This window comes from Vampirovibrio sp., assembly GCF_041737375.1.
Classification (GTDB): domain Bacteria; phylum Cyanobacteriota; class Vampirovibrionia; order Vampirovibrionales; family Vampirovibrionaceae; genus Vampirovibrio.
Window position 1 is genome coordinate 1 of the sequence record NZ_JBGSRV010000019.1, and the last position, 20,114, is coordinate 20,114.

The window sequence follows — 20,114 nt, forward strand, 5'->3', positions numbered from 1 at the left end:
CATTGAACGTTGCTTTGCCTGGCTGGGCAAATTTAGAAAGCTTGAAATCCGCTACGAGTATCACTGGCAGAACTGGGAAGCCTTCTGGCAGCTTGGCTGTGCCATGCTCTGCCTTCAAAAAGTTACCGTATGAGTTCTAACTGTTATTCCAAATAGCCTCATATGCACCCGCTTTTATGATGGTAGCTTGTCTATGGAGTATACGCCTGAAATTCTGGATCCAATGGTTGGATCAATTGATTTGCAAAATGCTTTGTCTGAATTTGCAAAATCCGCCCGTCGCCTCACAACTGCGGATGGTGATGAAACCAACGCTGTCGCGAAAAGAACAGCTCTTACAGCATGGGTTCAGCAGTCTTTAGATGCCTTAAAACATATTAATGACCTTCAAACCAAAACAGGTATTGCAGCGATTAAAAAAATTCGTGATGAGGCAAATGCAAAATCCGATCCAGATACCGCTGATATTGTAGAGCAATTGTTAGAAACGGTTTCAGAGACTTTAAAATTGGCTGAGGACGAGCTAATTACCGATCAATTGTACGAGTTAATTGAACCGGAATTGCCTGTTTTAATTTATTTTGAAAATTATGGCATTCTGGATAGTGCCGTATACTTACCGCACTTCTTAGATTTACTGTCTCGCTCCCCCCATGACCCAAAAGTGAGAACGGTGAATGCTATGTTTAAGCACGTGGGGCTGACCGCAAAGGAAATTGCGGATCTTGGGACAGAGCAGGCGGCTAGCGCACGCCTGTCAGGTCAGACAGTAACATCGGAAATGATTGCAAGCGATCAGGAACGTAAGGAACGCCGCGCAATCAAGTTGAATTCTGGCTCGCTTGATATTACTCAGCGGTTCAATGAATGGTATGGTCAACGCAGGCATCAAATCCGCTATGATGCCGATGGCGACTATTTTAGGATTTGGATTGCAGACGATAAGCGTCCTGGGGTGGAAATTGAACTTGAGTCCCGTAGTAAGGGCTTCCAATGGTTTTTCTCTTTTTATCTGGTGTTTTTGGTTGAATCTGAAGAGGGCCACTTACATTCTATCTTGTTGTTAGATGAACCTGGACTCAACTTACATCCAACAGCGCAGCAAGAGTTGATTTTTTTCTTTGAACGTCTCTCTGATACCAATCCATTGATTTATTCTACGCACTCTCCATTTTTAATTGATGGCGAGCATATTCACCGGGTGCGTCCGGTAACTGAGGACGAATCAGGGCATAGTCATATTAGCAATGAAAGTACCTGGCCCAAGGATAGGGAAACAATTTTCCCACTCCAGGCAGCTGCTGGTTATGCGATGGTGAAGGGGTTATTTCAACATAAGAAAAATGTGCTTGTTGAGGGTATGTCCGATTTTATGTACCTTATCAGCTTGAACATGATGTGTCATGCCGCCGGGCGGCGCGGTTTGCCAGATGATGTTTACATCACGCCATGTGGTGGAACGAAAAATGTAGGTAACATTGCATCACTTTTCTTAGGCCAAAATGTCCGTCCTATAGTTCTACTGGACGGTGACGAAGCTGGTAGAGCGCGTCGAAATGCGCTTTATAAAGAGCTGTATGCAGGACAAGAAAGTTCAATCCTAATGTTACCTGATGTTTTAGGAAAAGATGACTGTGAGATAGAGGATATTCTTGGCGAAGCGCTGATTTTGCAAGAGCTAAGTTCTCTTTTAGATAATAAAGTTACACTTAATAAAGATGATAGAACAAAGGGCAGTTTACCTGATCAGATCAAAGCTGCGTGTGAACGACACTCAATTGTTTTGCCTGATGGTTGGAAACCTGAAGTTGCACGGCGTTTGTCCATTGCATGGTCTTTACAGACTCCCAAAGATTATCCAGAAGAGGTTTTAACCGTTGCGGAAAAACTTTTTGATGCCATTAATCAACGGTTTGATAGTTCTACTGTATAGCAGTCTTTAAAAGGGTTGTATTTCTGGACGATTGATCCATAATTACAAGGATGATTACTCGATTTCTTGAAGTGGAACTAAAAGAGCAATTGGCTCATTTCCCTGCTGTGGCTTTGCTTGGCCCCCGGCAGGTGGGTAAAACGACCTTGGCTCGGTACATAGGGGCTGGAGCAGACTATCTTGACCTGGAAAACCCGGCTGATTTGCAAAAGCTGGAAGATGCACGGGGATATTTGGTTTCTCGGCAAGGCAGGCTGGTAATCTTGGATGAAATCCAGAGAAAGCCTGAACTATTTCAAGTTCTTCGTGGTCTGATTGATGAACGAATCTTGGCGGGTGAACCAGCAGGCCACTTTCTATTGCTGGGATCTGCCTCTATCGACTTGTTGCGGCAATCCAGCGAGACATTGGCTGGACGCATCGCTTACCTAGAGCTGTATCCTATACAGATGCTTGAAGTTGGCCAAGCAGAAAATGAAACCCTTTGGGTGCGCGGTGGATTCCCACGAAGCTTACTGGCCAGTAGCGATGCTCAGAGCGTAAAATGGCGTGAAAATTTCATTTCCACTTATCTGGAGCGAGATATACCGCAGCTTGGCCCTAGAATTCCAGCCGAAACCCTTCGTCGTTTCTGGACAATGCTAGCACATAGTCAAGGAACTCTCCTGAATGCTGCGCAACTGGCAAAAAGCTTGGCTGTAGACGGCAAGACGGTGGCCAAGTACCTGGATCTGATGGTGGACTTATTGATGGTGCGGCGATTACCGCCTCATCATGTCAATGTCAAAAAGCGGTTGGTTAAATCGCCTAAAATCTACGTTCGGGATAGTGGACTGTTGCATGCGTTGCTCCTAATTGACACTCAGGAACAACTTTTAGGGCATCCGATTGTTGGTATGAGCTGGGAAGGGCATGTGATTGAAACACTGCTCTGTTATGCTTCTAGTCGGTGTCAGGCCAGTTTTTACCGGACAGCAACCGGTGTAGAAATTGATTTGGTACTAGAATTACCTGGAAATCAAACCTGGGCTATTGAGATCAAACGGGGCTATGCACCCAAGTTGGAACACGGTTTTCATGTGGCGGTGGAAGATCTTCAGCCTCAAAAGAGTTTTGCGGTCTATTCTGGCCAGGAACGCTATCCTAAGGGAAGCGGAATAGAGGTGATTTCACTGGCTGAACTTGCTCAGGAGATTGCAAATCTCTGCTGAAAAAATGCAGACCCCTAATCTAACCGTTCCCAACCTTACGCGTTTGGGAGACAACGTTGGGGTTTTTCAATGTTGTGGCACTGTTAAATTGCGGTTTCCTTTATTTCATCGCGTCAAACCTCTATTAGCTGCTTTCACCAATTGTTTGCTGAGTTCCTGGTTGGCTTCTCTCAAAGGCTGTTTTTGATTGCTCGTTAGCTGATCCGCCAGGAGTTTGGTTTCACTGGCCTTCAAACCACTTTGAATTTGGCTTAGAACCTCATCTTTCCCTTTGGCCACACAAAGATCGTTCCAGTCGGTGCCACAAGCGCCTTTCTCAAACTGGGGAAGCAACACATTGCCTTTCACCAGTTGAGCCGCTTCCTGGGCCTTCTGGAGGCCAACGTTTTGCTCTTTGGGCTTGTGATGATCGTTATCGCCCGCTAGAAACAACATTTTTTCTGGGTGCTTGGCTTTAAGGGCTTGGGCGACCGGAGCCAGGTTCCCAGCATTGAAGGCCACGGCCACGGGCAGGCCTGAAACCTCATGGAGGGTAGACCCGGTGGCATAACCCTCAGTAATCAGGATTTTATCTGAGCCATTGAACTGGCCAAGGGTATGGAAACAGCCTTGCAGCTTCCCGCCAAAAGGAAAGCTTTTCTGCCCCTGTGCGTCAATAGATTGAGCGCTCCACAAGACGCCCTCAGTATCTTGAACGGGAATTAGCATTTGACCCTGGCTACTCCAGTGGTGGCTTGTTCCGTCCGGCTTGGAAAGCGCCAGTGCCCCTTGCGTGTTCAAGCGTAGTCCATGGGCGGCCACCCCTTTGCTGCTCAAATAGGGATGTTGATCCGCTGGGTTTAGCGTATTCCATAGTTCACGCACCTGGTCTGCGGTTTGGGCTTGCCTACGGTTTGTCTCTAGCTCTCTTAGCGCTTGTTTTTGGGCCGCTTCGGCTGCGAGTCGGGCTTTGTCCGCCTCGGTAAGGGTCGTGACTGTATTCTCATATTTCCAATTGGTTTTCTGGCCGGTTTTATAATTCTGGATAAAGCCTGCTGGATAACCATCCAGAAATCCCGCATAGGCTCCGCTTTTTTGCTGCTGGGTATCCCCTTGCACTTTCACCCGGTATAGTTTGCCATTCATGATGGGGCCGCTATCCATAATCAATCCCGCCGCCTGTAAGGCATTGGCGAAGGCTTCTACCGGCTCTATCTGATCTGATTGATTTTGTTTGGGTTCAACTTGCCAACGACTCAGGGGTTCTAGATCAAGCCCCGAAGGTGCGTACCAACACTTGGCTTGCCGGTCATATTGAGCGCCATGCTTTTTGGCTTCCTCCTTTTCAGAATAGGGCACTGCTAGATAAACCCGTTCGGAGGCCATTGTTTGTGGGATTTTTGGCATGTCTATCGTTCCCCCTCTATTGACCGATTCATCCGGTCGGCCAGCCATTTCATGCGTCTGGCCTTGCTCCTGAGTGAACGACAGAACAAACCGTTGAATTTTCTCGGCGTCTGACGCTGCCCGGAAAATTTCATAGGGATCTTCTTCCAGGGCTTTGATCCAGGAGCCAATGTAGGCCACATGTTGTGAGGGATCATGCCCAATACTCAAGCGGTCGCCCAGCATGAGGGAACTGATCTCAGCCCGGAGTTCTTCCTTGGCATAGCCATCAGAGCCAAACGGATGAACTAAATCCCGGTTTAATCGGGATTCATGCCCTGTCCAATGGCCCAATTCGTGCAAGGCGGTGGCATAAAAATTATCTGCCGTTGGGAATTGACCCCGTTCCGGCAATACAATCCGATCCGTTCTGGGTTGATAAAAGGCCCGGTTGCCAGCTTGGAACTGAATATCGGCCTCAGATTGCGACAAAATGCGTTCTGCCTGTTCATGCCGTTCCCAAGCGGGCAAGGCCGAACGGGTTTCAGGTTCTATGCCGCTCATTTGCGAAGCATTAAAGACAGTAGCGTTAAAGCAGCGAGGCACTTGCAGACGAACGGTTGCCAAAACAGGCTTGCCGTCCGGGTCTTTGAGTGGCTTCCCCTCCGCGTCGGTGGCGGGCACTTGTTTATCCCATTGCCAATACTGGATGGTTGTGCCTTTTTCGCCTTTGTTAATCCGGGCATCGACTTGACTGGCCTGTTTGAAGGTCATCCATCTGGAATCCTGATAGCCACGGTTGTCCGCTTGGCTCATCAGCCAGAGGGCATTCATTCCCTTGTAATCATTGCCGGTGGTGGGATTATAGGGCATGCTGCGCTGGCCGGGTTCCCAGGGTTTGATCCAGGGAGCGGTGCCGGTTTTAAGCTGCTCAATGATGCGACTGGCCACCTGATCCACGTATTCATGGTTATTCATGGCGTTCCCCTTGGGTTTGAATGCTATCAAAACTCGATTCCCAGGCATCTTCTGAGGAAAGAGCATCCTCAACAAAGGCTCCCATGGTTTCAGCCGTTTCCAAATCTACTTCCACCATCACCCCAGGCTGGCCCCAATCCTCCAGGCTTTGGCTAATTACGGGCAATTGCTCCGGTTCTCTCAGATCCAGTTCTTTTTCTCGTCGGCTGTCCGTCATGAAAATTGGCTCCTTTGCTGCGTTGTTTTGACCTGCGGGCCTGTTATTGCTCGGTTCCTTGGCCTGATGTCCAGATGGAATACACGGTTGAATCCGCCGTATAAATATCCGGTGGCCCTTTTAGGGGATCAACCGGAAGGGACGGCTTTTCGGATTTGGGTTTGGCTGCGGCTAGGATATGCGCTGGCCGTTGCGGGATTGAGGCCTGCACAGTCACTTGTAGTCCTTTTTTGCCATAGTATTTGGCCACATACCCGTTGTGAAAGCCCCGCTCGTAATTGCCGGTATTGTAGGCAGACAAAGCGGCGCGCAGAGCATCTTGTCCGTGTCCATACCGTTTGACCGCGCCCGCATAGCCTCGGCTCAAAATACGGCTTCCTGCGGCCAGGTTGTGGCAAGGTTCCAAGACTTGCTCCAACGTAAGCCCCAAGCCTTTGAGATTCTGGCTATTGATTTGCATCAGGCCCAAATCCACGCTGTAGCCTAAGCCGATATAGTAACGTGCCAATTGAGCGGCTTCAGTGGCGTTTTGGGGCCGGGGACGCTTTGCAATAGGGCCATTAATACCCAGCGCATAGGGATTGCCGCCCGATTCTACCCGGATAATGGCGGCAATGGTTTCAGGTGCCACGGTAGGGGCGCAGTGGTGCATCAGTTCAAGAGAAGGCAGCATAGCGCGTTATCTCCGGGAGAGGGTTTGCAAGACGGTTCGCTGGTATGCGTTTGCGTTCCCCTCGCCCCAGGGCGGTAAGACCATATCTTTGCTGACCATCACATTAAAGCGATAGCCGGGGCGAATGGTAATGGTGGGGGCCATGTTGGCCCTGCCCTGATAGGTGGAGATTCCCAATTGATTGAGCTGCATACCCAAGGAACCCGCGATCATTTGCTGGCTAGAATAAGAATAGTCCCCTTGTTGCGCGCGGGGTTGGGAGAGCTGGACACCTGCGGTGATGGCCGATAAAAGCAGGGCCTGTTTAAAAATGGAGGCAGTATGATTATTGGTTTTGTCTTTGAACCCGGCATAGCCGCTTTGATCTTGACCGGCCATTGTTTCCAGGTTTAAGGAAGAAGAATCGGGGTAAATAATTCGGTTCCAGGCAATCAAGACCCTTTTTTGTCCTTGATTCACGGCGTGATCGTAAGTGCCTACCAGTTTGGCCCCTTGAGGAACCAATAAATACCGTCCCGTGGCGGAATCGTAGACGTTTTGGCCGACTTGGGCCACAATCTGGCCGGGCAGTTCGCTGTTAATGCCACTGATCATAATGCTGGGAATCACGGTACCGGCTTTAATTTCATAAGGTGAAATGGCAGGCATCCTGGTATGGGCCAGATAATTGGAACCTTCCAAGGTGCTTAGTCTGCCTTGAATGGTGTTGGGTGTTTCTATCCCATCCAACGTTTGCTCATTGTTGGCTGGAATTGCACTGGCTGTCTGAGCATTCGTGCCGGATTTCAAGGGCAGGGCGGAATAAACGGTGGAATCGGCTTCCATCGCTTTTTTGAGTTCCTCCCGTTGTTCTGCCCGACGTTGGTCCGCTTCCTGTTCCCGCTGCATCTCCATCTGGATTTGCGCCTGGCGTTCATAATCTATGGGCGGCGGAGCATAAGCATTGGTAGGCGGTGGCATAGCGGCATTGGGATTCATGGTGCCATTGGCGGTAGAGGTACTGCCCGGCAGCAGGGAATCTTCTTGGGGCGGCAGGGTAAGCGCAGATTCTTTGACGAAAACCGTATCCGGGGCTTTGGCCATGACTTCAGATGCGGAACCCGCCGAAGGCACGTTGGGATTATTTAGCATGGGGCTTTTGGCCATTGAGGGTTTGGGGATTAGATAGCAGCTCAAACCCAAGACAAGGGCAAACAGAAATACACCGCCAAAAGCCAATACGGGCCATTTCCGCAATTGTTCTCCCAAAGCAAACGAGGGATTGGCGTTCTCCGTAAATTCATCCGGCTCATTTCCAACTAAGTGGGGCGACTCTGGCGTGTCTCCCGGCTGATAGTCACTCATTTATGGCGCTCCTTTGGATAGGCGGGTAAGCGGGGACGCGGCGGCCAACGCGCCGGTATACGTCCGCTCATACAACCGGGACAGTTCAGTATCATCAATGCGAACCCGGATTAAAACCCCTTGGTTTAATGGGGTCACTCGGTAACGAATTTGATGGGCATTGGCCACTAAAGAGTGTGGGCCAGCAATGGTATAGCCTGCTTGCTGTAAGGTGTGTTCCAAAGCGGCACTGAAGGAATTACCGGATTGGCTTTGGGGCGGCTGGGCGAAAGCAAGGCTGCGTTGCTGATTGGGCAAATGCCCTTGAATGAGCTGGGCCACCGCCTCAGCCAATTGAGTGGACTCCACGGCGGGGAAGGGATCAACCCAGGAGGAGCCAGAAGTGAGGACTTCAGGCCGTAGAGCTGGCAAAGCGCCTTTCGTTTCTGAAAATAAGGTTGCAACACGCTTCCAAAGCCCTTTACGCGATGTGAAATTGACCTGCACGGAATGAGATGCTGGCTTAATTTGAACGGGTGTAAAGTTTTCTGGTGCTGATGGCGCTGGGTCAATAGGAGCGATGGGCAGGGTGGTTTGAAAGGTTGCCGGTGGGCTTTGTTGTTGCACAATACGGCCTGTTAGAGGTTGTTGTAGCCGAACAATACTTTCCAGCGGCTGTTTAGCGGGAATAAAGGAAAAGGGTGGTTGGGTTTTCTGAGCTGGTTTGCGGTGATTGCTGGTGTGGTGGGAAGACCTCCGTTTTGCAAGGGGCGTAGCGGCTTCACTGTTGAGTGTCATGAGCAAAGCCAGGCAAACGAAAGCAGTTAGAAGGCGGATCATTTAGCTGCCCTCCCGAACAATGTCCACGCGCTCTTGATTGCGGCCCACACCGCTAATCAGGGTGGCCCGTTGGATCACTTTGTCCACGATGAATTGATCCCCATCCATCCGGTAATTGACCAATTGCTCCGTTTTGCCTGGCCCCAGCAGCACCAGAACCGGAATCTCATCGTTTTTAGCGGCGGCGGGCAGTTGAATATAGGTTTTGGCCTGATCGGTATACACCCGTAAAGGACGCCAAACGGGCTTATCGCCTTTGAGATGGTAATTGAAATCCAATGCGCGGGTGCTGGTACTGGGGGCAAGATTGGCGGCATAAGTTGCCGATGGTCTGCTTGGATGGGCTTCAAAATAGGCTTGCCAGGATTTTTCGGCATCTTCGGGATAGACGAATGCCACTTTGGGCATCCAGGCGCGTTCCCGCTTGCTGAGCAATTGCAGGTTATAGGTGCGTTTATCGGTAATGGCAATCAAATTGCTGACGATACTGGTGGCTGAGGGCTTGATAATCAGGTGCGGGGTTTCTACATTGTCAGACAAGCTGCGGCCCACTTTGACTGACCAGCGCACGGGATCGCCCACTTCCAACTGCTGAATGACCTCACCGGGTTGCAGCCGCACGTCACAGACATGCAGAGGGGCGCAAATCACAGAAGGCAGATTGGCCCCAAAGGTAAAGGTGAACGACCCATCTTCACCCACCACAGGAACCATTTCCGGGCGGTTGGGAGCATCAGGCATTTGGGTAATGGGGGCAATGGATTCTGGCGTGGCTTGAAAGGCCGGTTGTGGTTTGGGTTGGTAGTTGAAATACGTTTTGGCCACTGGAATGGGTGCGTAAGAGCCAGGCATATAGCTGACATTGCTATAATCAATGGCCGGAACTTGCTGGGCGTTAGCTTGCACAAAGCCGGATAAGGGCAGGATGGCCGCAAGTGCCATGAGATTTAATTTTTTCATGGGGTAAATCCTTTTGCTTAAAGTCTTTGTGACCAGTTAAACGAATCGATATAGACGCCCAGTGGGTTCAGCATTATGGTTGCCTCATCCGTGGGTGGGCTGATGGCCAAGGTCACTGTGGCTTGCTGATTTTCTACGATACCCACCCGGCCATCTCGGCTCCGATGCGTTTCTTCCCATTCTAAGCGCCAAGTCTTCTCACTGATGGGTTGCACGGAATTCACCTGGACACTGACCGATTCTTCTTGCGCCCGTTTAAAGGGTTCATGCTGGGTAAAGTAGTCGTTGATGGTGGCAAAGGCCGGGCCATTCTTATTGATGAACGCATAGGTTTCCTGAACCGCCCGCTTTTGAGCAGGAACATCCAGATACACACTGCGGGCATTTTCCACCCACTGAGCCAGTTGCGATTTGATGACAGCGGCATTGGGCGCGGCTGGAATATCGGCGCGTTGGACAGACGCCGTGCGGCCCAGCTTATCTACTTCTATGACATAAGGCACCAGCTTGTTTTGCGCCCCAATGTAAATCACGCCCAGCACAGCCACAATATTCAGGCTCAAGCTAATGAGCGCCGTTTTCTGCCAAACTTCTTTTTGGTGAATAAAACCGCCGTATTCCTCCTGCCATTGGCGCTTGGCCAGTTTGTGCATGGTCATCACGGCTTCTGTGTTGTTTTGTCGAGTGGCCATTAATTCTCCCCTCCAATGGCATTGCCTGTAAGTTCTTTATCTTTGAGATTGACTGAATTTTTCTCCTGGCGCATAGAAAAATTACCTGGCGGGGCACTGGTGGCAGGCCCCGGCATATATTGATTGAAACTGCCAGGCGTTATCCCCATCCCTTGCGAGAAAGCGTCGCTGGCGTGGTTGCCAGCGGCATTAGCCATATTGCTTGACGCATTGCCCAGGCTACTGGCGGCCCCTTTAAAGCCCATCAATCCAGCCCCGGCGCTTAAGCCACCCGTGGCCGTTGCGCCAGCAGCATTCAGCATGCCCATGCCCACGTGCATTCCTGCCATGGAAGATTGCAGCATGGCCGCCCCAGAAGAGTAAGAAGCACCATTGAGCATCCCTTGAACCATTTCGGGGATCATTTTGGCCAAAGCTAAAAAGACAACGGAGCCACCGGCAATCCGCATGACCATCCCCAAATCGATAAAGCCTTGACTGGCGTCCACTTGTGCGTCCCATTGATGCACCATTACCACGGCAAGCCCGACGATGAGGTGAATAACGAATAGTTTGGCACCTACGGCCACAATACCGAACAGGAAGCGTTGGGCAACGGTGCGCGTAAAGCGACTGCCTCCAAACCCTAGGAAAATGATGCCCGCATAGGTAAAAATATAACTTTCTACCAGAACGACCACTTGTAAAGCGGCAATCAGGGCAAAGCTAATCAGCATGATAACCGCCCCAAAAGCCAAGGCAATGCTGTCTGTGAGGCGATCCAGCCGCATGGATTTCAAAATGGTGGTGACAATGTTTATCCCAGTGTCAAAAATATCTGTTGGCCCCAACCCTGATCCACCAATGCTATTGGCGGCGTCTCCGGCCAGGCGAAAACTTTGGATAATGGCGCTGGCCCAATCAGAGGAGTAAGTGATTAGGGCAAAGAAAAAACCAATGACGATTAATTGCTTGGCCAGGTTCAGCATCCAATCGCCTAAGTCGCCCTTATTCATGAGTAATTCAATGCCGCCCCATGCAAAATCGATCAGCACCAGCAGCCAAAAAACTTTTGTTGCAAATCCACGCAGAGGTGCTTCCCAGGCGCTGCTATTGCTAGCGTACTGCGATAATATAGGGTCGATGAAATTGTCGTTAGTAGTTTGGGCAAAAGCCAAATTGCCGCTAATCAGCGGTATCAGAAGGACTATTAGCCACATCCACTTTGAATAAATGATATTTTTGAAAGTTTGCATACGGGTTTTGCCCTAAAATCTCTTACCGTTGTTATTTGGAACGCGGTGGGTATTGTGAAAAATTGCGCTGTCGTTATGGGCTGGCTTTGCAATGCAAGGGGGGCAAACAAGCTGTTGCGCTTGGCAAATGGGTTGTGGTGAGGTTGGCAGGTGAGCCACTTGGTAAGTAACCCAGCTTGAAAGCAGTGTAGTTGCGCCCAGAGATAGGATTAAGACCCATAACTTAAAAGAGTAGGCTTGATTCAGCATTTCCATCATGATTTCCTTTAAAACCTTTTACCGTTGTTGTTTGGAACTCGTTGCACATTGACAAACTGCTGGTGAGCCGCTTCAGCGGCATCTTCGCGATCCTGTTGCAACTGGTAGTAGTTGGCTTGCATAGCCAATTGGCTCATCATTAATTGGCGGAGCTTTTGGATTTGCTCAACCTGTTGCGCGGCCATCATATTGGCGATTTGAGCAGCTTGCATGCGCCCCTCGCTGCTTTGGCTCATGGCTTGTAGGCGCTGCATCAGGGCATGCTCATCTTGGAGGCCAGCGTTCTGTAGATTGGCTGCTTTTAAGGCATACAGCGCGTTATCGCTAGATTCTTGTGACCATTGATTGTATTTACTGCGCCAATCCAGATTTTTAGAGGCTGCGTATCCTTGATAGCCTTGATACCGCTTGGCAAATTGAGCGTCCAGGTTCCCGGCGGAATAGGCCAGGGCTTTGCTTTGTTGTAAGAGATGGGACAAGCGTTGCAGTTGGCCTGCGCCATTGCCCCAGACCTGATTTTTGACGCCCACGGTGTTTTGCAGCATATTCTGATACTGCTCAACCTGGTTTTTAATCTGTACGGCCTGATTGGCCAACTGCTTGGCCATGCTGAGCTTGTTGGCCAATTGCGTGTATTCTGTGCCGCAGTTGACGCAGTACATAGCCCCAGCGCTATAGGATGGGGCCGGATGCTTACCAGCGGCCAATAAAATCATCGATAAGGCGGCAGCACTAACCAGCCAGCGTTTCATAGTCCACTCCTCTCTCTTTTAGCCAGACATAAGGCCATTGTTGACCATGCGATGCTTTGAGCTGACGCAGGTGGGCCAGCTTTTCTTTATCAGAAACCGCCACAAACGATAAGGCAACTGGCCCCAAACCCAAGTCAAACAAGCGTTTTCCTTCTGGGGAAACAAAATAATACTGCCGCTTTTTGATGGCCGTTTTCAGGATGCCGATTTCTGTATCGTTCAAGCCCATCATGGCATAGAGATCCCGTGGGCCTGGATGCTCAGAGGTGCCAGTCTTATCCGCCTCTTCATTGGGCAGCAGAATTTTGGTGGGGCAGCTTTCGATCAATACATCATAAATTTTGGATTGCACGGCATCCGAAAGGCTTTGGGTGGCCATGACCACGGCACAGTTTTTCTTTCTCAGTTCCTTGAGCCAATGCCGGATTTTCTCGCGGAATACCGGATGACCCAGCATGATCCAAGCTTCATCCAGGAGCAATAGTGCCGGTTGTCCTTTTAGGGATTTTTCAAAGCGTCGGAACAGGTAAAGCAGCACAGGGATGGCAATGGGTTCTTTCATGCCCATTAGTTCTTCAATCTCAAAGACCGTAAAAGCGCTCGATTTCAGCCCATCTTCCCGTGCATCCAGCAATTCACCGTATGGCCCTCGTAAGGTATAGCTTTCCAAGGCCAGCTTCAGGTCATCCCCAGGGCCGGTTTTTTGTAGTGTCATCAGATAATCGGTTAAGGTGCGCTCATGGGGGGCTTGGGTTTCCCGCAATAATTGCATGGCGCGGTGGATTTCGCTTTTTTGTTCTGCGGTTGGCTTTTTGCCGGTACTGATTTCATACAGACTTTGAATCCATTCCTGCGCCCAAATCATGTCGGAATCCGAATCGATTTCAGCCAGGGGAGCAAAAGCCAGGGTTTGGTAGTCACCGCCAATGTCATAATGTTGGCCGCCACAAGCTTCCGCTAGGGTCCACATGGAACGGCCCTTGTCAAAGGCCGTAATAGTGGCATTGGGATACCGCTGAAATTGAGCAGCCAGAGTGGCCAGCAAAACCGATTTTCCCGCCCCGGTTGGCCCCAGAATCAGCGTATGGCCCAAGTCTTCCACATGCAGGTTGAAGCGAAAGGGGGTGGAGCCTGTGGTGACCGTGTGCATCAAGGGTGGTAGATCAGGTGGGTTCAGCGGGTTGGGGCAAAACTTATGTCCTGCCCAGATATTGGTGATGGGCACCATGTTAGCCAGGTGCGTGGAATGAATCAGTGTGCGGCGCACGTTGTGAATTTTGTGACCCGGTAGAGTCCCCAGCCATGCTTCCAAGCAGTTGATGCCTTCTAACCGACTGTTAAAGCCCAACCGTTTGATTTCACGAGTGGCCAGCCGAGCGTTTTCCAAGACCGTGGCCCTGTCTGACCCCATTAGGACGATGGTTTGGGTGCAGTAGCCAAAGGCCATCCGCCCGCTATGAACGTCCGCCATGACCTCTTGCACATCCAATGTCAATTCCAGGGCATTTTTATTGATCATGCCGCCACCCAGCTTAAAAATTTGCCGCAGTGGACTCTTGATCTGCTGCTCAATTTGCATACCCAGCTTTTTCAGGGTGCCAATGGCTTCATGGCTGTCGAGGTAAATCATGCGCGTGACCCAACGGTAAGTCATTGGCAAATGATTCAAGGCTTCCAGAATATTGGGGTAGGAAGCGTTGGGTTGCCCGGTCAGGCTGACACAAGCCATAAAGGTGTCCCCCACCTTCAGGACATCGCCTACAAACAATTCTTGCCCCAACATTTGATCCAGATACATGGGGCAGTGCGGCAAATTAATGGGATGATATTCCCCGCTGATACTGAAATTCAGGAAGTTGATCAGGTCATCCCGCAGATGGAGCAAGCCGTGTGAGTCGATGATTTCATAGCTTTCCATGCGGCGCACAGAAAGAACGCTGCTGACGGCATCGATAAAACTTTCCAGGGTGCGCTCAAAGTAGGCGATGTTGGCCTCTAGTGAGGTGTTGAGCTTTTCCTGCTTGTTCTTGTAAAAAATGTTGTTGAGTTTGGCGTTATCCAAGGCCGGTGGATGGTAGGTGATGACCAGGATGTTGGTGGACTCAAAGTGATTGCCAACTGCCTCAAAGTGCTGGCGACGCTCTTGCTCAATGAGGCGTGTAATCGGTTCCTGAAAATGGGAGTTGTTGAGATCAGGATAGCTGGCCGCAGGCTTTCTAACTACTTCATGGCTGGTCATCCAGCCGCCGGAAAAATGGCTGGTGATGGCATTATTGAGAATATTAGCGGCATAATTCCGGTTGTTAGGTGTCATGGCCGCAATATCCTGACCTTTTATTTCGCAAGCCGTGGTCAGGGAGCCATCCTTATTCAGAATGACCGCATTGGCTACCCGCGCCAGCGCGTTCAAAAAATGATCCAGGCCGTGTGGGTTGCTCTTAAACAAGTCAGTGGGCTGCATACGGATTCCTTATGATGGGTAACTGGCCCGCGATTGTGCCGGGTAATAGGCTTGATAACGCACCCGGCGCAAATAAATGGTGCTCAGATCTGGGTCATGCTTGGCCATGCGACGCAGTAGCGCTACAGAAACCAGCCATAACAGCAGGCCCAGTCCGATTTTGACTAGACTAATGTCAGACAGGATCACAATCAAAGCGCTGACGATGACCAGGATGACGAGCTTGCGCTCGCCACTCAAAAGCAAATGAGGTCGATTGAGCGCTGGGGAGAAGGGTGTTTGGTTCAATCCAATCATTAGCCCAACCCAGTGCCCACATTGAAAAGTTGTTGAACGAAGGGCCGAGCAGAAGCCAACACTGAACCGGCCAAGACCATCACCACCATTGAGCGGACAAACCCGTTAATTTCTCCGCCGGTCATAAAGCCCCAGACGCCGCCGACCATACCAATCAAGACCATGCCCAATGCAATCGGCCCTAAAAAGCTATTCACTATGGTTGCAATGGGGGCTTCCCAAGGCAGTCCCGCACCGCCTGGGCTTGTGGCATGGGCGACTTCGGGAAACAGGATGCTGACTGTGATAAGCCCGCTTGCTAGTAGCATGGGCATGCACTGCGTTAAATGTTTCAGCTTTTTATCATTCATACTCTTATCCTCTCTGATTTTCTCTTATTTACTCTGTCTCAATCCTTTGGGTCTGATATTGATGGTTGTGATAGCCATCCACCGTGAGTAACTCTTTCACTTGGCGTCCAGTCGCCGTTTTTTCGATGTAGACAATGGCATCCACGGCTTCCGCAATCAGCGAACGCATGGGGGACTGTGTGGCCACTTCTAATAATTGCTCCAGGCGCAGAAATGCGCCTTGGGCGCTATTGGCATGAAGGGAAGCCACCCCGCCAGGATGGCCCGTGGACCAAGCGGTTAGTAAATCAAACGCTTCTGGCCCACGGACTTCACCCACTAGAATCCGATCTGGACGATGGCGTAAGGTGGTTTTAACCAAGGCTTGCAGAGGCACTTCTCGGCTGCTTTTCATCTGGATGACGTTTTCTGCTTGGCATTGCAATTCCACCGTATCTTCCAGCACGATGAGCCGGTGCTGGGGACTCACTTGGGCGATTTCGGCGATAACTGCGTTAATCAAGGTGGTTTTGCCGGATGAGGTGCCACCCACCACCAAAATATTCTTTCGTTCGAGTACCCACTGAGCGACGATGGCCCGCTGTTGAATGGTCATGACTCCTTGGGCTACATAATCATCCAGGGAAAAGATTTGGAGTGCCCGCCGCCGGATGCTGATAATGGGGGCGCTGACTACTGGTGGAATGGCCGCAGAGAACCGAGAGCCGTCGTTGAACTCACCTTCAAAAATGGGACTGGCCTCAGTGATGGAAGCACCCATAACGGAAGCTACCACCTTGATGAGCGATTCAGCGTTGAAGCGATCTATAGTCCCGATTTGGCGGATGCCGGATTGAAGGTCGTCTACCAGGAGTTTCCCATCTGGGTTCACCATAATTTCAATGATGCTTGGATCGCTAAAGCAGGCTTGCATACAAGGCGGCATATGCTTCCAAATGCGCTCATTCTGACGTTTATGTACCTCTATAGTTGAGGCGCTCTCCAATGCCAAATCCTGAAGCAACCCAAATTTCCCCAGCTTAAAAAGCTCGCCAAACAGAAACGAAACTACTCTATGCTTTGCCAATTTATTTACAAAAGACTTTAAGCAAAGACCTGAAGGTTGTCAATATAGGCATGTGTTAAAAAATATTGCTGCTGCCAGGAAATATATAGCGCTTACAACAAAGGGCTTTCTGTCGGGGGTAGTTGGAAAATGGTATAGAGCGGCACTCCAAACAGATGAGCCAGAGGCAAAATTTTATCTAAGGTGATATTACAGAGCTGGCGCTCCAGCTCAGAGGTGGTGGCATAGCCTGACAGTTCATCCACTTCCTGTTGGGTATAGCCCGCTTCTTTGCGGAGTCGTTTGACGTTCTCTGCCACCAATTGCCGCTCCAGCGATGCGGGCTTAGCTTGATCAATCAGATTTTTATAGCTCAACCATTCCTGAACATTGTTGAGATCCCAAAACTTATTAAAATTCGGGTTCAGTAGGGCATAGAGCGGGACCTGAACGGCATGAGAAAGCTTGGTCATAGAATCCAGACTGATGTTATAGGTGAGTCGTTCCACCCCTGAGATATAGGTAACTGTGATGCCCGTTTTATCACTAAGGGTTTGCAAGGTATAACCTGCAAATAACCGGGCTTCTTTTAAATTTTTCGCAAACACTTTGCGTTCAACTGGAAGGGATTTCTTCTCCAGTTTCGGCATTCAAGTTTCCAATCTAATCCGAAGCCTGCGTGAATGGCAGGCGGCTCCCGCCTACTGCTCCACTTTTCAGCCCCGGATAAGCCTATCTCTCTATCATGACTGATTATTAGATCTTTCAGATTGTGATTGCAAGGGGTAAAGCTGTCCTTTTCCATTAGCAGCTCAAGTTTTTTTTGAACATTCTCAGCCAGGATTGACGGCCCAGATTTTTGGAAAGGTATCCAGTTCAACAGCCATTGATTTTAAAGGCGCCCCTAAGTCCCCTAGAATACCGAGTAAGGTTTGATAATCATCATAAAGGGTCTGCCGGTTCCAAATCGCCTCTTGATGCGCTATGCGGTTCCGAATGACCCGCACCCGATCCAATTGTGCGTAAGCTTGCTTAGGTGACAACTTCGGATTGTCTTGGAAAACGGTTCTCATGGGTTTTTCTTTACGCTGCCAGATAACCGGATGATAGTGCGACTTGAAAAGGCTGATCCAGAAACCGAAGTTCAACTCAGCCACAAGCTTTGGATGGCTCCATTGCCCGTTTTCCCGGAGGAGCTTTTGTTTTGCCTTTAAAACGGCATCCTGCTCTGGATTAGGAAATCCTTGGTTGATCATCCGAGGTGTTCTAATCCAATAGGTGCCCTCTTTCTCAAGCCAGTGTAATCCGTATAGCTGAGTCAAAGCGGCATCCATTTGATTTCGTAAACCTACTTCCAAAAGGGAAAGCGAAGGATACAACGCTTGGGACAGGGCCAAATTCCATTTATATCTCGCAAAAACGAGGGACTCTGGGCTTTTCCCAAGTCCATAGGCTTTAAGACGGGGCTGAGAGAGCAAATTGATTAGCATCTTGGATTCTCATAAAAATACTGCTATAATCATAGGGTATGCCCCGGTCTTCTTCCTAGCGCTTTGCGTTTATAGATGCCGGGGATATGTTTTTTTAAAGGGGGGTATTGAAGTAGAAAGCGATGCTGGATTGATTTTATCTTTGGAATCATGATGGTGAGAGGCGTTCCAGCTTTTGATAGAGGGGATTGTCTAGCCCAAGCGTGTCAGCCCCTTTAGCGCGACGATACCCAAAATCCCCGGCAGCCAAGCGTTTCAAGAAAAAGGTGCGGGGATTCTGTATTTTAGGCTTTTGAGCGGCCTCCAGCGCATTAAGAACGGCAGCCACGCCATAGTCCTTGCATGCATTGGTCAGCAATTGTGGGAAGATACCCCAACCACCTTGATCCACAGGTTTACTGGCTTCCTTGAACATGGGATGGTTATCCACGATGCCCATAATGTCCCCGTAACGGCCATGCAGCTTGGCCAACTCCAGCTCCGCTTCCAGTTCACCGCGATCTCCGCCTAACAAGCAGTGAACGTTATGCACTTCTTCCTCATAGGGAACATCCGGGGACTTGGCCAAGTGCTGAAAACGACTTTTGGTTTGGTATAACTGTTTTTTGCCCACCGTTACTTTTACGCTTAACGGGTTTTTGGCGTTTTTCAGAATGGCTTGGGTCAGTGCTCGCATCGCCTTTTGTTCAATGAGTCGCTGTATATTACGAGTTGGAGCCACAATCAGGACGATGCCGTCATCGATGGAGTCGATATAGCATTGATCCAGAAGCATAAAAAACAGGCCAGGGTCTAGGGAGTCTTCCGCTTCGGCCAAGATGGCTTTCCAAAGCACTTTTTTATTTGGGATATTCAGCAGCATTACGAGGGCCTCCGGCTTGCTTCCAGACCCTTGCGCAGGATGTGGTAAAACAATTTGCCCCGGTTATTGGCCCCGCGATAAGCCACGGTCTGTCGAATGGCCCAAAGGACTTGAGCCAAAGTGTGTTGTTTGCCTGCGGTAATCATAGCCCCCACGCTGATGCCCCAGCCGCCTTGCTCGATTGGCGTACAAGGCTTCTCAAAGAGCTTGCAGTCCAAAATCACGCCGCGCATATCCCCATAGCGCTCCAGTAAAATAGCGACTTCTGGGTCATTGGTTGGATTCTGATGCGCCGCCCAAGAACTTTTTGCCGGTGCAAGGGCGGTTTCCGCCTTTTGGGATGATCCGCTGGCCGCCTGAGTGGTAGCCGGAAGGGTTGCGGCAGCGGAAGCGTCTACCCGTAAGCACAGTGTTAACGCTTGCCCCGTTTGGATCAAAAGCGCTTGCTCAATGGTTTTCCGGTAGCGCTTTTGGATCAATTCCCGGTTAAAATCGCTTTCAACCAGAAGGGTGAGTCGGTCATTCTCGAAGGAGATGGCTTGGCACGAGGTTATCCAGGTCTGGTAAGAAGCAGAACTCATTGCCTGTTGAAGGGCTGGCTGGGCAGCTTGCCATAAAGCAGCACTATCACTTTGTAAAGCCCTATTATCAATGCGGATTTTTGATTTTTGAGGCTTATAGGACTCAATAAGCAGCGGCTTGGGTAAAGCAATAACTTCAAAATCCCTACTTCCCTTCTTTCCTACTTCGGTAGATCTCTGAAGTAGGGGGTCATTGGTGCTTAGATTCCTTTCCGGCGAGCGCGCGCGTTTTGTGCCCAAGCTGGGGCTGGCTGGCATTCCAGCTTGACTTTCCAGCGCATCATTAAACGCCTCGGTTGTGAGTCGAGTAGTCATTAAAATCTCCGTCCTTGCTCGCGCCCACAAAAGTATTGACCGCGCGATCGCAAGGCGGTAAGATCTTATTGTGAGCTTAGTCAGCTAACTCTAAATTTGGAAAAAGTCTCTGATTGCAGTCAGGGGCTTTTTTGTTTGTTGTTTTTTTCTCTATCCTCCATTTAGTTCGTTCATTTATCTCGCAGATCCGATCATAGAGATCTTTTCCGTCTGGTCAAGTAGATGTTTATTAATGTATCGCCTGAATACGGGATATTTTTGGTTTTTTTAAACTTG

General features: G+C 50.0%; 19 protein-coding genes. 2 read left to right on the forward strand and 17 right to left on the reverse strand.

What is annotated here, in order from left to right:
- Positions 1-193: 193 nt before the first annotated feature.
- Positions 194-1,933 (forward strand): ATP-dependent nuclease, encoded by a 1,740-nt coding sequence (locus ACEW81_RS12725; RefSeq protein ID WP_373533372.1) that lies wholly within the window; start codon positions 194-196, stop codon positions 1,931-1,933.
- Positions 1,934-1,983: 50 nt separating this feature from the next.
- Positions 1,984-3,144, forward strand: coding sequence for an ATP-binding protein (locus ACEW81_RS12730; RefSeq protein ID WP_373533373.1), 1,161 nt, complete (start codon positions 1,984-1,986; stop codon positions 3,142-3,144).
- A gap of 105 nt (positions 3,145-3,249) precedes the next feature.
- On the opposite strand, the gene ACEW81_RS12735 is transcribed toward ACEW81_RS12730, so the two are convergent.
- The 17 genes from ACEW81_RS12735 to ACEW81_RS12815 all read right to left on the reverse strand — a co-directional run bounded on the left by ACEW81_RS12735 (position 3,250) and on the right by ACEW81_RS12815 (position 19,838).
- Entirely contained in the window at positions 3,250-5,487 is a 2,238-nt protein-coding gene (locus ACEW81_RS12735) for a zincin-like metallopeptidase domain-containing protein (RefSeq protein WP_373533374.1), read from the reverse strand.
- Positions 5,480-5,704 (reverse strand): hypothetical protein, encoded by a 225-nt coding sequence (locus ACEW81_RS12740; RefSeq protein WP_373533375.1) that lies wholly within the window; start codon positions 5,702-5,704, stop codon positions 5,480-5,482. The genes ACEW81_RS12735 and ACEW81_RS12740 overlap by 8 nt, the downstream gene beginning before the upstream one ends.
- A 43-nt stretch (positions 5,705-5,747) precedes the next feature.
- Positions 5,748-6,377 carry a lytic transglycosylase domain-containing protein gene (locus ACEW81_RS12745; RefSeq protein ID WP_373533376.1) on the reverse strand — a complete coding sequence of 210 codons (630 nt, stop codon included), beginning with the start codon at positions 6,375-6,377 and terminating at the stop codon, positions 5,748-5,750.
- Positions 6,378-6,383: 6 nt separating this feature from the next.
- Positions 6,384-7,721 (reverse strand): TraB/TrbI/VirB10 family type IV secretion system protein, encoded by a 1,338-nt coding sequence (locus ACEW81_RS12750; protein ID WP_373533377.1) that lies wholly within the window; start codon positions 7,719-7,721, stop codon positions 6,384-6,386.
- Positions 7,722-8,540, reverse strand: coding sequence for a hypothetical protein (locus ACEW81_RS12755; protein ID WP_373533378.1), 819 nt, complete (start codon positions 8,538-8,540; stop codon positions 7,722-7,724).
- A complete protein-coding gene (trbG, locus tag ACEW81_RS12760) occupies positions 8,541-9,500 on the reverse strand; it encodes a P-type conjugative transfer protein TrbG (RefSeq protein WP_373533379.1) in 960 nt (319 codons plus the stop codon).
- Between the two features lie 17 nt (positions 9,501-9,517).
- Positions 9,518-10,192: a VirB8/TrbF family protein gene (locus ACEW81_RS12765; protein WP_373533380.1), complete on the reverse strand. Its 675-nt coding sequence runs from the start codon at positions 10,190-10,192 to the stop codon at positions 9,518-9,520.
- On the reverse strand, positions 10,192-11,427 hold the full coding sequence (gene trbL, locus ACEW81_RS12770; protein ID WP_373533381.1) for a P-type conjugative transfer protein TrbL: 1,236 nt from the start codon (positions 11,425-11,427) through the stop codon (positions 10,192-10,194). Before trbL ends, ACEW81_RS12765 begins: the two co-directional genes overlap by 1 nt.
- A gap of 266 nt (positions 11,428-11,693) precedes the next feature.
- A complete protein-coding gene (trbJ, locus tag ACEW81_RS12775; RefSeq protein WP_373533382.1) occupies positions 11,694-12,437 on the reverse strand; it encodes a P-type conjugative transfer protein TrbJ in 744 nt (247 codons plus the stop codon).
- Positions 12,418-14,898, reverse strand: a complete 2,481-nt coding sequence (locus tag ACEW81_RS12780; protein ID WP_373533383.1) for a VirB4 family type IV secretion/conjugal transfer ATPase — start codon at positions 14,896-14,898, stop codon at positions 12,418-12,420. The genes trbJ and ACEW81_RS12780 overlap by 20 nt, the downstream gene beginning before the upstream one ends.
- A gap of 9 nt (positions 14,899-14,907) precedes the next feature.
- Positions 14,908-15,195: a conjugal transfer protein TrbD gene (trbD, locus tag ACEW81_RS12785; RefSeq protein WP_373533384.1), complete on the reverse strand. Its 288-nt coding sequence runs from the start codon at positions 15,193-15,195 to the stop codon at positions 14,908-14,910.
- Entirely contained in the window at positions 15,195-15,545 is a 351-nt protein-coding gene (locus tag ACEW81_RS12790; protein WP_373533385.1) for a TrbC/VirB2 family type IV secretion system protein, read from the reverse strand. Before ACEW81_RS12790 ends, trbD begins: the two co-directional genes overlap by 1 nt.
- Positions 15,546-15,573: 28 nt before the next feature.
- Positions 15,574-16,548, reverse strand: a complete 975-nt coding sequence (trbB, locus tag ACEW81_RS12795; protein WP_373533386.1) for a P-type conjugative transfer ATPase TrbB — start codon at positions 16,546-16,548, stop codon at positions 15,574-15,576.
- A 155-nt stretch (positions 16,549-16,703) separates the two neighbouring features.
- Entirely contained in the window at positions 16,704-17,240 is a 537-nt protein-coding gene (locus tag ACEW81_RS12800) for a helix-turn-helix domain-containing protein (protein WP_373533387.1), read from the reverse strand.
- Positions 17,241-17,423: 183 nt separating this feature from the next.
- Positions 17,424-18,080 carry a hypothetical protein gene (locus ACEW81_RS12805; RefSeq protein ID WP_373533388.1) on the reverse strand — a complete coding sequence of 219 codons (657 nt, stop codon included), beginning with the start codon at positions 18,078-18,080 and terminating at the stop codon, positions 17,424-17,426.
- A gap of 148 nt (positions 18,081-18,228) precedes the next feature.
- The gene (locus ACEW81_RS12810) at positions 18,229-18,942 is read right to left on the reverse strand and encodes a chromosomal replication initiator protein DnaA (protein ID WP_373533389.1); all 714 of its coding nucleotides are present in this window, start codon (positions 18,940-18,942) and stop codon (positions 18,229-18,231) included.
- Positions 18,942-19,838 (reverse strand): DnaA N-terminal domain-containing protein, encoded by an 897-nt coding sequence (locus ACEW81_RS12815; RefSeq protein WP_373533390.1) that lies wholly within the window; start codon positions 19,836-19,838, stop codon positions 18,942-18,944. Before ACEW81_RS12815 ends, ACEW81_RS12810 begins: the two co-directional genes overlap by 1 nt.
- Positions 19,839-20,114 lie beyond the last annotated feature (276 nt).

Excerpts from the sequence above, each read along its gene's own strand:
- ACEW81_RS12755 (WP_373533378.1), bottom strand. The coding sequence starts at position 8,540 with ATGATCCGCCTTCTAACTGCTTTCGTTTGCCTGGCTTTGCTCATGACA.
- ACEW81_RS12750 (WP_373533377.1), bottom strand. The coding sequence starts at position 7,721 with ATGAGTGACTATCAGCCGGGAGACACGCCAGAGTCGCCCCACTTAGTT.
- trbJ (WP_373533382.1), bottom strand. The coding sequence starts at position 12,437 with ATGAAACGCTGGCTGGTTAGTGCTGCCGCCTTATCGATGATTTTATTG.
- ACEW81_RS12725 (WP_373533372.1), top strand. The coding sequence starts at position 194 with ATGGAGTATACGCCTGAAATTCTGGATCCAATGGTTGGATCAATTGAT.
- trbD (WP_373533384.1), bottom strand. The coding sequence starts at position 15,195 with ATGATTGGATTGAACCAAACACCCTTCTCCCCAGCGCTCAATCGACCT.
- trbG (WP_373533379.1), bottom strand. The coding sequence starts at position 9,500 with ATGAAAAAATTAAATCTCATGGCACTTGCGGCCATCCTGCCCTTATCC.
- ACEW81_RS12765 (WP_373533380.1), bottom strand. The coding sequence starts at position 10,192 with ATGGCCACTCGACAAAACAACACAGAAGCCGTGATGACCATGCACAAA.
- ACEW81_RS12805 (WP_373533388.1), bottom strand. The coding sequence starts at position 18,080 with ATGCTAATCAATTTGCTCTCTCAGCCCCGTCTTAAAGCCTATGGACTT.
- ACEW81_RS12780 (WP_373533383.1), bottom strand. The coding sequence starts at position 14,898 with ATGCAGCCCACTGACTTGTTTAAGAGCAACCCACACGGCCTGGATCAT.
- ACEW81_RS12745 (WP_373533376.1), bottom strand. The coding sequence starts at position 6,377 with ATGCTGCCTTCTCTTGAACTGATGCACCACTGCGCCCCTACCGTGGCA.
- ACEW81_RS12810 (WP_373533389.1), bottom strand. The coding sequence starts at position 18,942 with ATGCTGCTGAATATCCCAAATAAAAAAGTGCTTTGGAAAGCCATCTTG.
- trbL (WP_373533381.1), bottom strand. The coding sequence starts at position 11,427 with ATGCAAACTTTCAAAAATATCATTTATTCAAAGTGGATGTGGCTAATA.
- ACEW81_RS12815 (WP_373533390.1), bottom strand. The coding sequence starts at position 19,838 with ATGACTACTCGACTCACAACCGAGGCGTTTAATGATGCGCTGGAAAGT.
- ACEW81_RS12735 (WP_373533374.1), bottom strand. The coding sequence starts at position 5,487 with ATGAATAACCATGAATACGTGGATCAGGTGGCCAGTCGCATCATTGAG.
- ACEW81_RS12800 (WP_373533387.1), bottom strand. The coding sequence starts at position 17,240 with ATGCCGAAACTGGAGAAGAAATCCCTTCCAGTTGAACGCAAAGTGTTT.
- ACEW81_RS12730 (WP_373533373.1), top strand. The coding sequence starts at position 1,984 with ATGATTACTCGATTTCTTGAAGTGGAACTAAAAGAGCAATTGGCTCAT.
- ACEW81_RS12740 (WP_373533375.1), bottom strand. The coding sequence starts at position 5,704 with ATGACGGACAGCCGACGAGAAAAAGAACTGGATCTGAGAGAACCGGAG.
- ACEW81_RS12790 (WP_373533385.1), bottom strand. The coding sequence starts at position 15,545 with ATGAATGATAAAAAGCTGAAACATTTAACGCAGTGCATGCCCATGCTA.